The sequence below is a fragment of the Streptomyces sp. JH34 genome (assembly GCF_029428875.1).
Lineage (GTDB): Bacteria > Actinomycetota > Actinomycetes > Streptomycetales > Streptomycetaceae > Streptomyces.
Window position 1 is genome coordinate 5994731 of the sequence record NZ_JAJSOO010000001.1, and the last position, 12849, is coordinate 6007579.

General features: G+C 72.0%; 14 protein-coding genes. 6 read left to right on the top strand and 8 right to left on the bottom strand.

The genetic code is table 11. The features are described from left to right. Entirely contained in the window at window positions 1–1023 is a 1023-nt protein-coding gene (locus LWJ43_RS26910; protein WP_277334777.1) for a phosphotransferase family protein, read from the bottom strand. A 158-nt stretch (window positions 1024–1181) separates the two neighbouring features. Between LWJ43_RS26910 and LWJ43_RS26915 the strand changes: the two genes are divergently transcribed. Beyond that, window positions 1182–2117, top strand: a complete 936-nt coding sequence (locus tag LWJ43_RS26915) for an NADP-dependent oxidoreductase (protein ID WP_277334778.1) — start codon at window positions 1182–1184, stop codon at window positions 2115–2117. Window positions 2118–2163: 46 nt separating this feature from the next. Here the strand turns inward: LWJ43_RS26915 and LWJ43_RS26920 are convergent, their stop codons facing one another. Genes LWJ43_RS26920 through LWJ43_RS26935 form a run of 4 tightly spaced genes read right to left on the bottom strand, consistent with a single transcriptional unit; the run spans window position 2164 to window position 4304 of the window. Continuing rightward, window positions 2164–2475, bottom strand: coding sequence for a DUF202 domain-containing protein (locus LWJ43_RS26920; protein ID WP_277334779.1), 312 nt, complete (start codon window positions 2473–2475; stop codon window positions 2164–2166). Next, complete coding sequence (locus tag LWJ43_RS26925) at window positions 2472–2867, bottom strand: YidH family protein (protein ID WP_277334780.1); 396 nt, start codon at window positions 2865–2867, stop codon at window positions 2472–2474. Before LWJ43_RS26925 ends, LWJ43_RS26920 begins: the two co-directional genes overlap by 4 nt. Beyond that, window positions 2864–3400, bottom strand: a complete 537-nt coding sequence (locus LWJ43_RS26930) for an NUDIX hydrolase (RefSeq protein ID WP_277334781.1) — start codon at window positions 3398–3400, stop codon at window positions 2864–2866. The genes LWJ43_RS26925 and LWJ43_RS26930 overlap by 4 nt, the downstream gene beginning before the upstream one ends. Beyond that, window positions 3387–4304 (bottom strand): DMT family transporter, encoded by a 918-nt coding sequence (locus tag LWJ43_RS26935; RefSeq protein WP_277334782.1) that lies wholly within the window; start codon window positions 4302–4304, stop codon window positions 3387–3389. Before LWJ43_RS26935 ends, LWJ43_RS26930 begins: the two co-directional genes overlap by 14 nt. A 163-nt stretch (window positions 4305–4467) precedes the next feature. Between LWJ43_RS26935 and LWJ43_RS26940 the strand changes: the two genes are divergently transcribed. Next, window positions 4468–6123, top strand: coding sequence for an FAD-binding dehydrogenase (locus LWJ43_RS26940; RefSeq protein ID WP_277334783.1), 1656 nt, complete (start codon window positions 4468–4470; stop codon window positions 6121–6123). Between the two features lie 44 nt (window positions 6124–6167). On the opposite strand, the gene LWJ43_RS26945 is transcribed toward LWJ43_RS26940, so the two are convergent. Further along, window positions 6168–6593 (bottom strand): ASCH domain-containing protein, encoded by a 426-nt coding sequence (locus LWJ43_RS26945; protein ID WP_277334784.1) that lies wholly within the window; start codon window positions 6591–6593, stop codon window positions 6168–6170. A gap of 242 nt (window positions 6594–6835) precedes the next feature. On the opposite strand from LWJ43_RS26945, the gene LWJ43_RS26950 reads away from it, so the two are divergent. The 4 genes from LWJ43_RS26950 to LWJ43_RS26965 all read left to right on the top strand — a co-directional run bounded on the left by LWJ43_RS26950 (window position 6836) and on the right by LWJ43_RS26965 (window position 10831). Then, entirely contained in the window at window positions 6836–7798 is a 963-nt protein-coding gene (locus LWJ43_RS26950) for a hypothetical protein (RefSeq protein WP_277334785.1), read from the top strand. 35 nt (window positions 7799–7833) lie between these two features. Further along, window positions 7834–9399 (top strand): APC family permease, encoded by a 1566-nt coding sequence (locus LWJ43_RS26955; RefSeq protein ID WP_277334786.1) that lies wholly within the window; start codon window positions 7834–7836, stop codon window positions 9397–9399. A 159-nt stretch (window positions 9400–9558) separates the two neighbouring features. Next, window positions 9559–10224 (top strand): molybdopterin-dependent oxidoreductase, encoded by a 666-nt coding sequence (locus tag LWJ43_RS26960; RefSeq protein WP_277336004.1) that lies wholly within the window; start codon window positions 9559–9561, stop codon window positions 10222–10224. Beyond that, complete coding sequence (locus LWJ43_RS26965; RefSeq protein WP_277334787.1) at window positions 10166–10831, top strand: cytochrome b/b6 domain-containing protein; 666 nt, start codon at window positions 10166–10168, stop codon at window positions 10829–10831. Before LWJ43_RS26960 ends, LWJ43_RS26965 begins: the two co-directional genes overlap by 59 nt. 6 nt (window positions 10832–10837) lie before the next feature. Here LWJ43_RS26965 and LWJ43_RS26970 read toward each other — a convergent pair whose 3' ends face one another. Together LWJ43_RS26970 and LWJ43_RS26975 are read right to left on the bottom strand one after the other, a co-directional pair. After that, on the bottom strand, window positions 10838–12235 hold the full coding sequence (locus LWJ43_RS26970) for a GntP family permease (protein WP_277334788.1): 1398 nt from the start codon (window positions 12233–12235) through the stop codon (window positions 10838–10840). Window positions 12236–12246: 11 nt separating this feature from the next. Continuing rightward, window positions 12247–12756 carry a gluconokinase gene (locus LWJ43_RS26975; RefSeq protein WP_277334789.1) on the bottom strand — a complete coding sequence of 170 codons (510 nt, stop codon included), beginning with the start codon at window positions 12754–12756 and terminating at the stop codon, window positions 12247–12249. Window positions 12757–12849 lie beyond the last annotated feature (93 nt).

Genomic DNA, 12849 nt, shown 5'->3' on the forward strand with positions numbered 1-12849 from the left:
TCAGCCTTCCTGGAGGGTGGTGAGGCCGTGCGCGATGAAGACGGGGACCAGGTCGCCGATGCGGTCGAAACCGGCTCCGACGGTCTGGCCCAGGGTGTAGCGGTAGTGGATGCCCTCGAGGATCACGGCGAGCTTGAACCACGCGAACGCCGTGTACCAGGCGATGGCCGAGGTGTCGCGGCCGGAGCGGGCGGCGTAGCGCTCGATCAGCTCGGCCGGGCCCGGGTGGCCTGCGGCACCGCTCGTGGTGGAGACGGGCGACTCGGGCAGCCCCAGGTCGGAGCTGTACATCACCAGCAGGCCGAGGTCGGTCAGCGGGTCGCCGAGCGTGGACATCTCCCAGTCCAGGACCGCCTTGATCCGGTCGTCCCGGCCGATCAGCACGTTGTCCAGGCGGTAGTCCCCGTGCACGACGGTCGGCGCGGGGGAGGCGGGGAGCGCACGGCCGAGCGCGGCGTGCAGCTCGTCGATCCCGGCCAGTTCCCGGTTGCGTGAGGCGTCCAGCTGCTTGCCCCAGCGCCGCAACTGCCGGTCCAGGAAGCCCTCCGGGCGCCCGAAGTCGCCCAGGCCGACGGCCGCCGGTTCGACGGCGTGCAGGTCCACCAGGGTGTCCACGAGCCCCAGCACGACGGCCCTCGTACGCTCGGCACCGAGCGGGGCGAGCTGCTCGGCGGTGCGGTAGGGCGTGCCCTCGACGTACTCCATGACGTAGAAGGGCGAGCCGATGACCGCGTCGTCCTCGCACAGCAGGAGGGTCTCGGGCACCGGGACCGCCGTGGAGTGGAGCGCGCTGATCACCCGGTGCTCACGCTTCATGTCGTGCGCGGTGGCGAGCACGTGCCCCAGGGGAGGCCGGCGCACGACCCACTGTCCGGAGCCGTCGGTGACGACGTAGGTGAGGTTCGAGCGGCCGCCCTCGATCACCCGGGCGTCGAGCGGTCCGTTCACCAGCCCCGGCCGCTCACGGTCGAGATGGCCGCGCAGCAGGTCGAGATCGAGACCTGGCGGGTGGACTGGGCTCATGGGGCGCACCTCCGGGGCTGTCGAACGGTCGGAACCATGATGCCGACCAGTCGGTATGTCGTCCAGTGTCCGCCCGGAATCCGAGGAGTGATCTCCGGCTCCCCGCTCCGGTCGCCGCAGGAGTTGCGGGGGCCCGGGCCCGCCCTGATGGTCGGAGGATGAAGGCGATCAGCTACAGCAGGTACGGCTCGGCCGACGTCCTGGAGTACGGCGAGCGGCCCGACCCGAAGGTAGGGCCCGACTCGGTCCTGGTGAAGGTGCGGGCGGCCGCCGTGAACCCGGTCGACTGGAAGGCCCGTGAAGGCTATCTTCAGGCGGGTCTGGAAGCGGTCTTCCCCGTCATCCCCGGCTGGGACGTCTCCGGTGTCGTGGTCCAGCCCGGCGCCGCCGTCGACGAGTTCGCGGTGGGGGACGAGGTCATCGGCTACGTCCGCGAGGACTTCCTCTCGCGCGGCACCTTCGCCGAGTACGTCGCCGCCCCCGTGCGCACCCTCGCCCGCAAGCCCCTGAGCATCGGCTTCGAGGAGGCGGCGGGCCTTCCGCTGTGCGGGCTCACCGCGCACCAGGTGCTGCACCGCACCCTGAGGATCCAGGAGGGCGAGACCGTGCTCGTCCACGCGGCCGCCGGAGGGGTCGGCTCGCTCGCCGTCCAGCTCGCCCGGCACGCGGGCTGCCGCGTCATCGGCACGGCGGGACCCCACAACCACGACTACGTGACCCGGCTGGGCGGCGAACCCGTGGAGTACGGCGACGGACTCGCCGCCCGGCTCCGGGACCTCGTCCCCGGCGGCTTCGACGCGGCGTTCGACACGGTCGGCGGGGAGGCGCTCCGCGTCTCCGCCGAGACCCTGGCGCCCGAGGGCCGGCTCGCGTCCATCGCCGACGCCGAGGTCTTCTCCTACGGCGGGCACTACGCCTTCGTGCGCCCCGACGCCGAGGACCTCGCCCACCTCGCGGGACTCGCCGAGCAGGGCATCGTCTCCGTCCACGTGGACCAGGTCTTCACCCTGGAGCAGGCCGCAGACGCCTACCGGCTCAACGAACAGGGACGCACCCGCGGCAAGATCGTCGTCACGGTGCCCTGGGACGACTGAGTCCTCCGGCGGACCGAGCCCGTGCGGACCGGACAGCCGGCGTCACTCAGAACAGCGTCGCGGCGGCGAACACCGCGAGCGCGACCGTGCACGCGACCGCCGCCAGGGCGTGGCGGGGCGGCAGCGGCGCGGGTTCGGCCGTCCCCATGCGCGTCACCCGGCGGTGCGCCACCGCGAGGAAGCCCAGCCAGGCCAGCAGGCTCGCGGCCACCGCGAGGACCGCGGGCCCGGTCACCCCGCCGACCAGTGCCTGGCGCACCCCCAGCACGGCCACCACGGTGCACGCCAGGGTGGTGCGGCGCCAGGCCAGCCGCGTCCGCTCGGGCTGCAGTCCGGGATCCCGGACCTGGCCGGTCACCGGCCCTCCCATCCGAACACGACCACCACCACCATCGCGACCGCCACCACCGCGACCACGAGGCTGAGCAGCGTGGGGAACCGCGACGCGGGCAGGTCCTCGCCGCGCCGCATCGCGCGCTCGCACCGTACCCAGTGGTTGACGGCCCGCAGTGCGCAGAGCACCCCGGCGGCCAGCAGTCCGAGGGCCAGGCCCGCGCGGATGCCCCAGGCCAGCCCGGGCAGGAACTGGTCGACCGCGAAGCCGCCGCCGATGAGTGCGAGAGCCGTCCGGATCCAGGCGAGGAAGGTGCGCTCGTTGGCGAGGGAGAAGCGGTAGTCCGGGGTGTCGCCCTCCTCGCGGATCCGCTCCGGGGCGAACCACAGCCGCAGTCCGCGCGTGAAGTCGCTCACGCGGTGGGCCCCGCACCGCCACCGGCCCGGAACCTCCGGAGCCGGTGGTAGGCAGCCAGGCCGTCCGGCACCCACGGCCGGTCGTCCAGCCGGCCCTCCAGCTCGGCGTCGGTCAGGAAGTCGTACTGGTCGACCTCCTCCACCTGGGGCCGTACGGGCAGGTCGCAGCGCACCTCGTAGACGTACGACCACCAGCTGTGCCCGGTGCCGCCGTCCTCGTAGAGGAACTTGAAGAGCGGAGTGGGGCGGGGGAGGCCCGACACCCCCAGCTCCTCCTCCGCCTCGCGCAGCGCCGCCTCGTCGTACGACTCGCCCGCGCCCACCACCCCGCCGACGAACATGTCGTGGTGCGAGGGGAAGACCATTTTGGTGGCCGTCCTCCGGTGGACGAACAGCCGGCCCGCCGCGTCCCTCGCCTCGATGAAGACGGCGCGGTGGCGCAGGCCCCGCGCGGTCGCCTCCCCGCGGGGTGCCTGCCCCACGACCTCGTCGTTCTCGTCGACAATGTCCAGGATCTCGTCAGCCGGAGTCATGAGGCCCATCCAACATCAACCGGTCGGCGGCCGTGGAACCGTGCCGCTCCTTGCCCTCCGGCATCGCGGGGTGCAGCCCCAGCAGCACGATCCCCGTCACGATCGCCGCCAGCCCGGCCGCCTGCCAGGCCAGCGCCCCGGTGTCCGTGCGCACCTGGTCGCCGAGGAAGCCGATCCCGCAGACGATCCCCGCCAGTGGCTGCGCGGCGGTCAGTGCCGGGAGCGACATCCGCAGCGGGCCCGCCTCGAACGCGCTCTGGACGAGGATCAGGCTGGTCACCCCCATGACGACGAGCGCGTAGGGCTGCCAGCCGGAGAACAGGGCGCCCCAGCCGCCCTCGTCGAACCGCAGGGCGCAGACACGGGTCAGCGCGTCCTGCAGGCCGTAGAGCAGTCCACCCGCCAGCCCCAGCATGGCGGGTGCCCACGGCGTGCGCGGGTGCCGGGCGAAGGCGGTCAGCGTCAGCGCGAGCCCCACCACCACACCGATCACCAGCCAGTGCCGCAACGGCTCCGTCACCGCCTCGCCGCCGCGCGGCTCGCCGGCCAGCAGGAACGCGGTGACACCGCCGGCCAGGAGCCAGAGGCCGCCCCAGCCCTGGCGTCCCAGACGCTGGCCGGTGAAGAAGCGCGCCAGCGCCAGGGCGAACAGCAGATTGGTGGCCAGCAGGGGTTCGACGACGGACACCTCGCCCCGTCCGAGCGCGAGCGCCCCCAGGGCCATGCCGCAGATCATCAGGCCGATGCCGGCCAGCCAGCTCGGCACCCTCATCAGGTCCAGCAGCAGCCGGGGGGAGAGGAAATCGCTCTGCGGCGCGCGGCGTGCCGCGTCCTGCTGCAGGACGAAACCGAAACCCGTGCAGCACGCGGCGCCCACGGAGAGCAGGATTACCAGCAAGGACACGGTCCGACGATAGCCCCGCGGCGGTACGGGAGGCGTGAAGCCGCCGTCGCCCGGACGGTTGACGTGAGGGGCGGCCGCTGCCCAAGATCTGACGCACCAGTAACTTCTTACCGGGCCGTGACCCGCGCCGGGCCGCCCCGCATGCCCCGAAGGACGGAACCCCATGGCGTACGACGCTGATGTGATCGTGATCGGGGCTGGGCTCGCGGGGCTGGTGGCCACCGCCGAGCTCGTCGACGCGGGCCGCACGGTGATCCTGCTCGACCAGGAGCCCGAGCAGTCCATGGGTGGCCAGGCGCACTGGTCCTTCGGCGGACTCTTCCTCGTCGACTCGCCCGAACAGCGCCGGATGCGCGTCAAGGACAGCCGTGAACTGGCCCTCCAGGACTGGTACGGCACGGCCGGCTTCGACCGCGAGGAGGACCACTGGCCACGGCGGTGGGCCGAGGCGTACGTCGACTTCGCGGCGGGGGAGAAGCGGTCCTGGCTGCACGCCCAGGGGCTGCGGCTCTTCCCCGTCGTCGGCTGGGCGGAACGCGGCGGCTACGACGCGACGGGCCACGGCAACTCCGTCCCCCGCTTCCACATCACCTGGGGCACCGGCCCCGGCGTCGTCGCCCCCTTCGAGCGGAGGGTCCGCGAGGGGATGGCGAAGGGCCTGGTCCAGGCACGCTTCCGTCACAGGGTGACCGGCCTCGGCCGCTCGGCCGGAGAGGTCGACACGGTCACCGGCGAGATCCTGGAGGAGAGCGGCGCCGAGCGGGGCACCGCGAGCAGCCGCGAGACCAGCGGCGCGTTCGAGCTCAGGGCGCAGGCCGTGATCGTCACCTCCGGGGGCATCGGGGGCAACCACGACCTCGTGCGCGCCCAGTGGCCCGCGCGGCTGGGCACCCCGCCGGAGAAGATGCTCTCCGGGGTCCCCGCCCACGTCGACGGGCTGATGCTGGGCATCGCCGAGAAGGCGGGCGCCCACCACATCAACCGCGACCGGATGTGGCACTACACCGAGGGCATCGAGAACTGGAACCCGATCTGGGACAAGCACGGCATCCGCATCCTGCCCGGCCCGTCCTCCCTCTGGCTGGACGCCCGCGGCAAGCGGCTCCCGGTCCCGCTGTTCCCCGGCTTCGACACGCTGGGCACCCTCGAACACATCATGAGGTCCGGCCACGGCTACACCTGGTTCGTCCTCGACCGGAAGATCATCGGCAAGGAGTTCGCCCTCTCGGGCTCCGAGCAGAACCCGGACCTGACCGGGAAGTCGGTGCGCGACGTGATCGGCAGGGCCCGCGCCGACGTCCCCGGACCGGTGCAGGCGTTCATGGACAAGGGCGTGGACTTCGTCGTCGAGAAGGACCTCGGCGCGCTCGTACGGGGGATGAACGCGCTCACCGGGCAAGCACTGATCGACGAGGACGACCTGCGCCGCGAGATCACCGCCCGGGACCGCGAGGTCGCCAACCCCTTCACCAAGGACCTCCAGATCACTGCGATCAACGGCGCCCGCTCCTACCTGGGGGACAAGCTGATCCGCACGGCGAAGCCGCACCGCATCCTCGACCCCGCGGCCGGCCCCCTGATCGCCGTGCGGCTCAACATCCTGACCCGCAAGTCACTCGGAGGCCTGGAGACGGACCTGTCCTCCCGTGTGCTGACCGAGGACGGCACGCCGCTGGCCGGGGTGTACGCGGCGGGGGAGGCGGCGGGCTTCGGCGGCGGCGGGGTGCACGGCTACCGGTCGCTGGAGGGCACGTTCCTGGGCGGCTGCATCTTCTCCGGCCGGGCCGCGGGCCGGGCGGCGGCGAAGGCGGTCGGCTGACGGTCCCGTCCGACGGCCGGCGCCTACGTGACGGGCGCCGGCCCTCAGGCGAGCCGCTCCACCACCCGGAACCGCTCCGCCACGATCATCGTCCCGTCGTCCACGGTGAAACCGGGGTCCCCCAGCGCCTCCCGCATCTCCTCGCTGTGCCAGAACACCTCGTGCCCCGCCCGCCACTCGGCCACGGACGCGTACCCCTCGCCCTCGTCGAGGGCGTGCTGCAACCCCACCGACCCCAGCGGCAGCACGCGCACCTCCGTGACCTCGACGACGGCGACCTCCCGCCCGTCGGAGTCGATGACCGCGGACCGCTCACCCACCGGCGGCAGTTCCTCCCGCTCGGCCTCGTACTCGGCGAGCAGCCCGGAGGTGGAGACCTTCTCGCCCGAGAGCACGGCCGCCACCAACCGGTCGCGCAGCGGCCCGGGGAATGCGAGCAGGAAGGGCTTGAGCGGTTCACGGTTGTCCATGGCGGCAGTGTGGCACGCGTCACCCCTGCCCCGTCCGTCACTCCCGTAGGCGGCCCGCGAACTGCGTGAACGGCGTGGCCCGCACCTCCATGGGCGTCAACCGCCTTGCGGACGAACCCAGTTGGGGCAGGGTCGGCCTTGACTCCGAGCCTTGCCTACCGCTTTGCTGTGCGCGACCGTCTGCTCGCACAGCGCATCGGAATGTGCTGATCCCATGTCGAAGTCGAAAAGGAATCCTGCGGATGTCTCCGCCTCCGCCGCCCCTGGGCCGTTCCCGACGCAAGGGCGGGCGCTCGGACCACGTCTTCGACCCGGCACTCGTAGACAGGGAACTCGTCGACGTACGCGTTCAGTTCGCCCAAGGCCGGTGGACCCGGGCGCGCTCCCTGCTGGTCGCGACGGGCACCGACTGGGACCGCCGCGGCCACCGGCTCCTCGCCCTCGCCGCCGTGCCCTCCGCCGCCGGCTGGGCGGCCGACTGGCTGCTCGCCGAGCCCGACAGCGCCGACGCCACGACGCTGCTGGCCTTAGCCGCCGTCGCCCGCTCCCGGCGCCCCAAGGCCGGTCCCGCCGAACGTGACCGGGCACGCGAGGCCTGCCTGACCGCGGCCGCGCTCGACCCCGCCGACCCCACTCCCTGGCTCGGCCTGATGACACTGGAGCGCACGCACGGCACCCATGAGGCGGCCGCCGGACACTTCGAGGAGATCCGCGCCCGCCATCCCGAACACCACCACGCCCACCACCTGATGACGGCCTCTCTCGCCGAGACGAACCCCGAGAGCGACCCCCTCCACCCGGTGTACGACTTCGCCGCATGGGCCGCCGAGCAGGCCCCGGCCGACTCACCGCTCGCCGTGCTCCCCGTCGTCGCGCACGCCGAGCGCTACCGCGTCCTGGCCGCGGCCGGCTCGGTCTCCGCCGACCCGGCGGCCTCGGGCCACTGGTCGGGGCGCAGGGCCGGACAGGTGATGAAGGCCGCCTTCGACTGGTGGCTCGAATGGGAACGCGAGGACCACCCCCGCCACCACACCGATCTCAACTTCCTCGCCCACGCCAAGAGCTGCGAAGGCCGCCCGGCCGAGGCAGCCGCGCTGTTCCACCGCATCGGCCCCCACGTCACCGAGGTCCCGTGGTCGTACGCCGGACGCGACCCGTACCGCGAATTCATCACCGCGCGCACCCTCGCGCTCGGTGCACCCTGACGCACGTCTCCACCGACGAAGGGACCACCCCCGCCATGTCGACGGGCAGAACAGCCACCAGTGAGACCGGCACCACCGGCGCGGCCGGAGGGATCAACACCTACAAGGGCGAGGAGCGCGCGCTGCGCGCCGACCGGCTCGGCACCCCCGGGCTGCTCCTGTCCGTCCTCGCCGCCAGCGCCCCCCTCATGGTCGTCGCAGGGGTGATGCCCACGGTCTTCGGCGTCATGGGCATCGTCGGACAGCCCCTGCTCTACGTGATCCTCGGCATCGTCCTGATGCTGTTCGGCGTGGGTTACGCGGAGATGAGCCGGCACGTCCACAACGCCGGTGCCTTCTACGCCTACATCGCACGCGGACTCGGCCCCACGGCCGGCGCGGGCGCCTCGCTCGTCGCGCTGGTCGCCTACAGCGCCATGCAGGTCGGCATCTACGGCATCCTCGGGTTCGAGGTGTCGGGCCTCTTCGCCACCTATCTCGACATCGACCTCCGGTGGTGGATCCCCGCCCTCGTCTCCGTGGCCGTCGTCGGCGTGCTCGGCTGGCTGAAGATCGACCTCAACGCCAAGGTGCTCGGAGTCCTGCTGGTCGTCGAGTGCGCCCTCGTCGTGATCTTCGACATCGCGGCCGTAGGCAAGCCCGGCCCCGAGGGCCTGTCCCTGCACGCCTTCAACCCCGAGACCCTGACCGGAGCCGGCCTGGGCACCGCGCTGTGCTTCTGCATCGCCGCGTTCGTCGGCTTCGAGCAGGCCCCGGTGTACGCGGAGGAGACCAGCCGCCCGCAGATCGTCGTGTCCCGCGTGATGTTCCTGGCCATCGGCTACGCGGCGCTCTTCCTCGCCGTGAGCTCCTGGGCCCTGACCGTCGCCGCCGGCCCCTCCTCCATCGCGGACACCTCCCTGGAGGAGGGCCCCGGGATGCTCTTCGGACTCACCGAGGAACGGCTCGGCGCCACCTTCACCGACGTCCTGCACGTCCTGTTCGTCACCGGCATGTTCGCCGCACTGCTCAGCTTCCACAACGTGGTCGCCCGCTACGCGTACGCCATGGGAAGGGAAGGACTGCTGCCCGCCGGCTTCGGCCGCACCAACAGGGCGAGCGGGGCCCCCGCGACGGGCTCCATGCTCCAGTCCGGGCTCTCCGTCGTCATCGTGCTCGCCTTCGCCGTCACCGACGACAAGCCGGTCGGCGACCCCACCGCGCCCGTCCTGCACCTGTTCACCTGGATGGGCAACGTCGGTGCGCTCGGCGTCATCGTCCTGATGGCCGCGGCCTCCTTCGCCGTCATCGCGTTCTTCGTGCGGCGCGGGGCCGGCCGCGCCCAGGCGCCCCGGCTCGTCGCCTCCGGTCTCGCCGGTCTCGCCCTGCTGGCCATCGCCGTGTTCACCGTCCGGGACTTCGGCGTCCTGGTCGGCTCGGGCCCCGGCTCGGCGCTGAACCGGCTGCTGCCCGGCGTCATCCTGCTGGCCCTGGCCGGAGGTCTGGCCTACGGCGAGGTGCTGCGCCGCACGAGGCCCGGGGTGCACGCGCGGATCGGCCTCGGCAACGAGGCGTTCCAGCTGGAGAAGGCGGCGGAGGGCACGCCCGCCCGTACACGCTGACCCCGCCCGCCCCACCGAAGGCATGACGTGTGCCCGCGGCCCCTGGTGACGGGGGACCGCGGGTGTTCGAATGGGTGGGTGAACAATCCCCCTCCCGACAGCGGGAGCTCCACCCCGGACGGCGGCGGCACACCCGTCGGACGCCGTCTGGTCCTCGCCATGCTCGGCCTCGGCGCCGCCGGGGTGGCGGCCGCCCCCGTCCTGCAGCGCACGCTGGAGAACGGGCTGGGCGCGGTCGCCGACAAGGACCCCACCGGGCTCACCGGCCTGCTCCCCAACGGCGGCGGCTTCCGCTACTACTCCGTCGCCACCTCCGTACCCAGGAAGACCTCCGCCGACTACCGCCTCACGGTGGACGGCCTGGTCGACCGCCCGGCCACCCACACCCTGGACTCCCTGAAGGCGCTGCCGCAGACCCGTCTCGTGCGGGACGTCCAGTGCGTGACGGGCTGGCGGGTGCCCAAGACCCCGTTCGAGGGAGTCAGGCTCTCCGCGCTGCTCGACGCGGCCGGTGTCCGGCCGGGGGCGAAGGCGGTCCGCTTCACCTGCTTCGACGGTGCCTACAGCGAGAGCCTCACCCTCGAACAGGCACGCCGCGACGACGTCCTGGTCGCGTTGCGCATGCGGGACGAGCCGCTGGCCCACGCCCACGGCGGCCCGGTACGGCTGTACGTCGCCCCGATGTACTTCTACAAGTCGGCGAAATGGCTCTCGGGGATCACCGTCACCGACTCCGTGCGCCCCGGATACTGGGAGGAGCTCGGCTATGACGTCGACGCCTGGGTCGGCCGGTCCAACGGCCGCGACGACGCCCCCACCGTCTGATCCCTCCCCGAGGGTCCGGCGCTTCACCGCCGCCGAACGCGCGGTGCACCGCGCCACGGCCTGGCTGGTGCTGATCTGCATCGCCACAGCAGCCTGCCTGTACGTCCCCCAGCTCGCCGAACTCGTCGGCCGCCGGCGTCTCGTGGTCACCGTCCACGAGTGGTCCGGACTGCTGATCCCGGTGCCGCTGCTGGCCGGACTGGTCTCCCGCGCCCTGCGCGCCGACCTCTCCCGGCTCAACCGGTTCGGGCCGCACGACCGGCGGTGGCTGCGGGCGGCCCTGCGCCGCGACCACTCACCGGGATCCCGCCCGGCCGGGAAGTTCAACGCCGGCCAGAAGCTCTACGCAGCGTGGACCGCGGGCGCCGTGCTCGTGATGCTCGGCACGGGACTGCTCATGTGGTTCACCGGGATCGCACCGCTGGTGTGGCGTACGGGTGCGACCTTCGTCCACGACTGGCTGGCCCTCGCGCTCGGTGTCGTCGTCGCCGGCCACATGGCGAAGGCGCTCGCCGACCCGGAGGCACGCCGTGGCATGCGCACCGGGTCGGTCGAGCGCCTCTGGGCCCGTTCCGAGCACCCGTTGTGGCGGGAACCGGAGGAGTGACGCCGGCTACAACACCAGCGACAGCAGCAGGATGAAGCCCAGCGAGACGACGGAGATGATGGTCTCCATCACCGACCAGGTCTTGATCGTCTGCGGGACGTCCATGCCGAAGTACTCCTTCACCAGCCAGAACCCCGCGTCGTTGACGTGGCTGAAGAAGAGCGAACCCGCACCGACCGCGAGGACGAGCAGTGCCGCGTGGGACGTGGACATGTCGGCGGCCAGCGGGGCGACCAGACCGGCGGCGGAGATGGTGGCCACGGTCGCCGAGCCGGTCGCCAGCCGTATCGCCACGGCGATCAGCCAGCCGAGCAGCAGGGCGGGGATCGACCAGTTCTCGGAGAAGTCGAGGATCATCTGGCCCACACCGGCGTCGATGAGGGTCTGCTTGAAACCGCCGCCGGCGCCCACGATCAGGAGGATGCCCGCGATCGGGGCGAGCGACTTCTCGACGGTGCTGGACAGACGGCCCTTGGTGAACCCGGCCGCGCGGCCCAGGGTGAACATGCCCACGATGACGGCCGTCAGCAGGGCGATCAGCGGCGAGCCGACGACGTCGGTGACCCGCTGGACGTTGTTCTCGGGGTCGTCCACCACGATGTCGACCAGTGCCTTGACCAGCATCAGGACGACGGGCAGCAGGATCGTCGCCAGGGTCGCGCCGAAGCTCGGGCGGCGGTCCAGCTCCTCGGACGGGCGCTGGGGGATCATCTTCTCCGGCGCCTCGATGTCCACCCAGCGGGCGGCGTAGCGGGAGAAGACCGGACCCGCGATGATCACGGTCGGGACGGCCACCAGCACACCGAGCGCCAGCGTGACGCCCAGATTGGCGCCGAGGGCGTCGATCGCCACCAGCGGGCCGGGGTGCGGGGGAATCAGACCGTGCATCACGGAGAGGCCGGCGAGCGCGGGGATGCCGATCCGCATCAGCGAGTAGTTGCCGCGCTTGGCGACCAGCAGCACGACCGGAATCATCAGCACGATTCCGACCTCGAAGAACAGCGGAAGTCCGATGATCGAGGCGATCAGGACCATCGCCCACGGCATCGCACGGCCGCTCGCCTTCGCGAGGATCGTGTCGACGATCTGGTCGGCGCCGCCGGAATCGGCGAGCAGCTTGCCCAGGATGGCGCCCAGCGCGATGAGGACACCGACACTCGCGACCGTCGAGCCGAGGCCCGCGGTGAAGCTGGTGATCGTCTTCGCCGGGTTGGCGCCGGCGAAGGAACCGAGCGCCAGCGAGCCGATGGTCAACGCGAGGAACGCGTGCATCTTGAGCTTGGTGATGAGCAGGACGATGACGGCGATACCCGCCAGGACGGCGATACCCAGCTGTGCGTTGCCGGCCGAAGTGATGGGTTCGACGGCATCCGCTGCCAGCATCTCGACGCTGAGACTGGTCACGGTGGTGATCCTTAGTTGGCGAGCCGGCGCAACGCGGCGACGGCCCGGTCGGTGATTTCCTCAGGGGTGCCGGACACGTCCACGGAGACGCCCGCTTCGTCCTCCTGCAGGGGCTGCAGGGTCGCGAACTGGGAGTCGAGGAGCGCGGTCGGCATGAAGTGGCCCTTGCGGTCCGCCATGCGGCGTTCGATGAGGGACCGGTCGCCGGTCAGATGCAGGAAGAGAGCACCGGGGGCCTCGGCCCGCAGCCGGTCGCGGTAGGCGCGCTTGAGCGCCGAGCTGCTGACGACGCCGCCGAGCCCCGCCCGGCCGTGTGCCCACTGCCCGATCGCGTCCAGCCACGGCCAGCGGTCGTCGTCGTCCAGCGGGGTGCCCGCGGACATCTTGGCGATGTTGGCCGGCGGGTGGAAGTCGTCGCCCTCGGCGTAGGGGACGCCCAGGGCGTCGGCGAGCAGGGGGCCGATCGTGGTCTTGCCGGTCCCTGCTACGCCCATCACCACGACGACGTGGGGGGTGCTCATTGCTGCCTCGCTGTCTTCATCGACATCGGTCCGCGACATCGGTCCGTCGCGCTACTGAAACCCATTACATACGACTTATTCAAGAGGCTGTGA

Excerpts from the sequence above, each read along its gene's own strand:
- LWJ43_RS26960 (WP_277336004.1), top strand. The coding sequence starts at position 9,559 with ATGCTCGGCCTCGGCGCCGCCGGGGTGGCGGCCGCCCCCGTCCTGCAG.
- LWJ43_RS26940 (WP_277334783.1), top strand. The coding sequence starts at position 4,468 with ATGGCGTACGACGCTGATGTGATCGTGATCGGGGCTGGGCTCGCGGGG.
- LWJ43_RS26930 (WP_277334781.1), bottom strand. The coding sequence starts at position 3,400 with ATGACTCCGGCTGACGAGATCCTGGACATTGTCGACGAGAACGACGAG.
- LWJ43_RS26955 (WP_277334786.1), top strand. The coding sequence starts at position 7,834 with ATGTCGACGGGCAGAACAGCCACCAGTGAGACCGGCACCACCGGCGCG.
- LWJ43_RS26965 (WP_277334787.1), top strand. The coding sequence starts at position 10,166 with ATGACGTCGACGCCTGGGTCGGCCGGTCCAACGGCCGCGACGACGCCC.
- LWJ43_RS26910 (WP_277334777.1), bottom strand. The coding sequence starts at position 1,023 with ATGAGCCCAGTCCACCCGCCAGGTCTCGATCTCGACCTGCTGCGCGGC.
- LWJ43_RS26915 (WP_277334778.1), top strand. The coding sequence starts at position 1,182 with ATGAAGGCGATCAGCTACAGCAGGTACGGCTCGGCCGACGTCCTGGAG.
- LWJ43_RS26975 (WP_277334789.1), bottom strand. The coding sequence starts at position 12,756 with ATGAGCACCCCCCACGTCGTCGTGGTGATGGGCGTAGCAGGGACCGGC.
- LWJ43_RS26950 (WP_277334785.1), top strand. The coding sequence starts at position 6,836 with ATGTCTCCGCCTCCGCCGCCCCTGGGCCGTTCCCGACGCAAGGGCGGG.
- LWJ43_RS26945 (WP_277334784.1), bottom strand. The coding sequence starts at position 6,593 with ATGGACAACCGTGAACCGCTCAAGCCCTTCCTGCTCGCATTCCCCGGG.